Consider the following 2,135-nt stretch of genomic DNA (forward strand, 5'->3'; position numbering starts at 1 on the left):
CAGCTGCCGCGCGGCGGCCACCAGCGAGCGCCCCAGCCCCCGGTGCCGTACGCCCTCCTCGATCTCGACCGAGACCTCCAGTCGGCCCGCGATCCCGCGGCCCATGACCAGCACCCCGCCGTCCGCCGTCCACGCGCGCACCTCGTCGCGCCGGCCGCGGGCGTACACGATCCTCGGATGGTCGCCGTCCGTGATCTCCTGCAGCGGGAGCGGCGGTTCGCCCGGCAGCGGGGAGCCCACGAGCATCGCGTCGACGTTCTCCGACCTACGGCCCGTCCGGTCGAGCAGGGCCGTCAGGAACCGCGGGTTCATCGGCGCCGCTGGGGGTGCCCCCTCTGGGGGAGCGTCGCACGGCACGGCGGCCAGGGTGTCGTAGACCCACTGCGGATCCTCGTCCGTGAAGACCACCGCGTGCGCGGTGAAGGCGAACACCCCCGCGTCCCGCTCGGACGCCTGCGGCACGACGGTCGTACGGCCGTCCGGCGGTGGGAAGACACCCCGCGCCACCGCGTCGAGAATGTCCCGCAGAGTCTCCATCACCGTGCTCCTCGCACTCCTTGAGTCTCCACCCACTGGAAGGCCCACACTCGCGACATGATCGACGACGGCACCGCACTGCTCACCATCGGGGAGCTGGCCAGGGCCACCGGACTGACCGTGCGCACCATCCGCTACTGGTCGGACGAGGGCGTCCTCACCCCGGTGACCCGCTCCGCCGGCGGCTATCGGCTCTACGACGCCGAGTGCGCCGCCCGCCTCGAACTGATCCGCACCCTGCGCGAGTTGGGCCTCGGCCTGGACGATGTACGCAGGGTGCTGGCGGGCGAGACGACGGTCGCGGAAGTGGCCGCCGCCCATGTGGTGGCGCTGGACGCGCAGATCCGTGCGCTGCGGGTGACCAGGGCGGTGCTGTCGACCGTGGCGCGACGCGGTTCGACCGCAGAGGAGATGACGCTCATGAACAAGCTGGCGCGGCTGTCGGCAGCCGAACGCAGGCGGATCATGGAGGAGTTCGTGGACGAGCTGTTCCACGGCCTCGACACCGTGGATCCGTCCATCGAGGAGCGGATGCGCACCATCGCGGTGGACCTGCCGGACGACCCGACCCCCGAACAGGCCGACGCCTGGGTGGAGTTGGCGGAAATGGTGCAGGACCCGGAGTTCCGGGGGCAGATGCGGGAGGTCATGGAGTTCAACGCGGGGGACCAGGCCCGCAGCGTCGCACCCGGGCGTGCCACCTGGTTCCCCATGCGCCTGGTGCAGCTGGGCGGGGAGGCGCTGCAGCGGGGTGTCGCCCCCGAGTCGCCGGAGGCGGCGGAGATCGTACGGGAGGTGCTGGGGGACGGCGGTGACCCGGCCGTCGTGCTCGAACGGATGGAGTCGGTGGCCAACGACAGGCTCGCCCGGTACCGGGAGTTGCTGTCCACGGTGAAGGGCCGCGGGCCCGCCGGAGCGCACCGGGAGGAGTTCGCGTGGGTGGTCGCCGCACTGCGTGCGCGCGTGGCCGGTTAACCTGGCCTCCGTCAACAGGCAGTAAAGCGTTACGAAGGGGCGGATCCGGTGGCGGACATCGAGGAAGCACGCAAGCATTTCCAGCGGATCGACACGGACGGTGACGGCTTCATCACCGCGGCCGAGTTCAAGACCGCCCTGGCACAGGGAGGCGACTGGAACGTGACCGAGGCGGTCGCCGAGGCCATCATCAAGACGCGGGACCTCAACGGGGACAAGGTCCTGTCGTTCGACGAGTTCTGGGCCCACCTGAACAAGTGACCCGGGAGCAACCCGAGCGGAAGGGGCGCCCGTCCTTCGGTGGACGGGCGCCCTTTCCGTTTCCGTCAGGTCCCGGGGCTAGGAGGCTCGCTTCCGGTACTGCCCCGGCGCCACCCCGTACTCCCGCTTGAACGCCTTGGCGAACGCGAACTCCGAGGTGTAGCCCGCCCGTTGGGCCACCAGTCGCAACGGCATGTCGTCCTCGCGCAGCAGCCGTCCCGCCGTGATCATCCGCCACCAGGTCAGATACGTCAGCGGCGGCTCGCCCACCAGCGTCGCGAACCGGCGGGCGAAGGCGGCCCGGGACAGGCCGGCGCGGGTGCCGAGTTCCTCCACCGTCCACGGGTGGGCCGGGTCCGCGT

Annotated in this window: 4 protein-coding genes; 2 read left to right on the top strand and 2 right to left on the bottom strand. The window is 71.2% G+C overall.

Features of this window, described 5'->3' with window-relative positions:
• Positions 1 to 537, bottom strand: a 537-nt coding sequence (locus tag R6V09_RS51690; RefSeq protein WP_317888335.1) for a GNAT family N-acetyltransferase, incomplete at its 3' end; no start/stop codon positions are given.
• Positions 538 to 594: 57 nt separating this feature from the next.
• Here R6V09_RS51690 and R6V09_RS51695 point away from each other — a divergent pair.
• Together R6V09_RS51695 and R6V09_RS51700 are read left to right on the top strand one after the other, a co-directional pair.
• Complete coding sequence (locus R6V09_RS51695) at positions 595 to 1,512, top strand: MerR family transcriptional regulator (RefSeq protein WP_317888336.1); 918 nt, start codon at positions 595 to 597, stop codon at positions 1,510 to 1,512.
• A gap of 48 nt (positions 1,513 to 1,560) precedes the next feature.
• Positions 1,561 to 1,773, top strand: coding sequence for an EF-hand domain-containing protein (locus R6V09_RS51700; RefSeq protein WP_019074489.1), 213 nt, complete (start codon positions 1,561 to 1,563; stop codon positions 1,771 to 1,773).
• 78 nt (positions 1,774 to 1,851) lie between these two features.
• Here the strand turns inward: R6V09_RS51700 and R6V09_RS51705 are convergent.
• The coding region (locus tag R6V09_RS51705) for a helix-turn-helix transcriptional regulator (RefSeq protein WP_317888337.1) at positions 1,852 to 2,135 on the bottom strand (284 nt) is incomplete at its 5' end.

The organism is Streptomyces sp. W16 (genome assembly GCF_033194735.1).
Classification (GTDB): Bacteria; Actinomycetota; Actinomycetes; order Streptomycetales; family Streptomycetaceae; genus Streptomyces.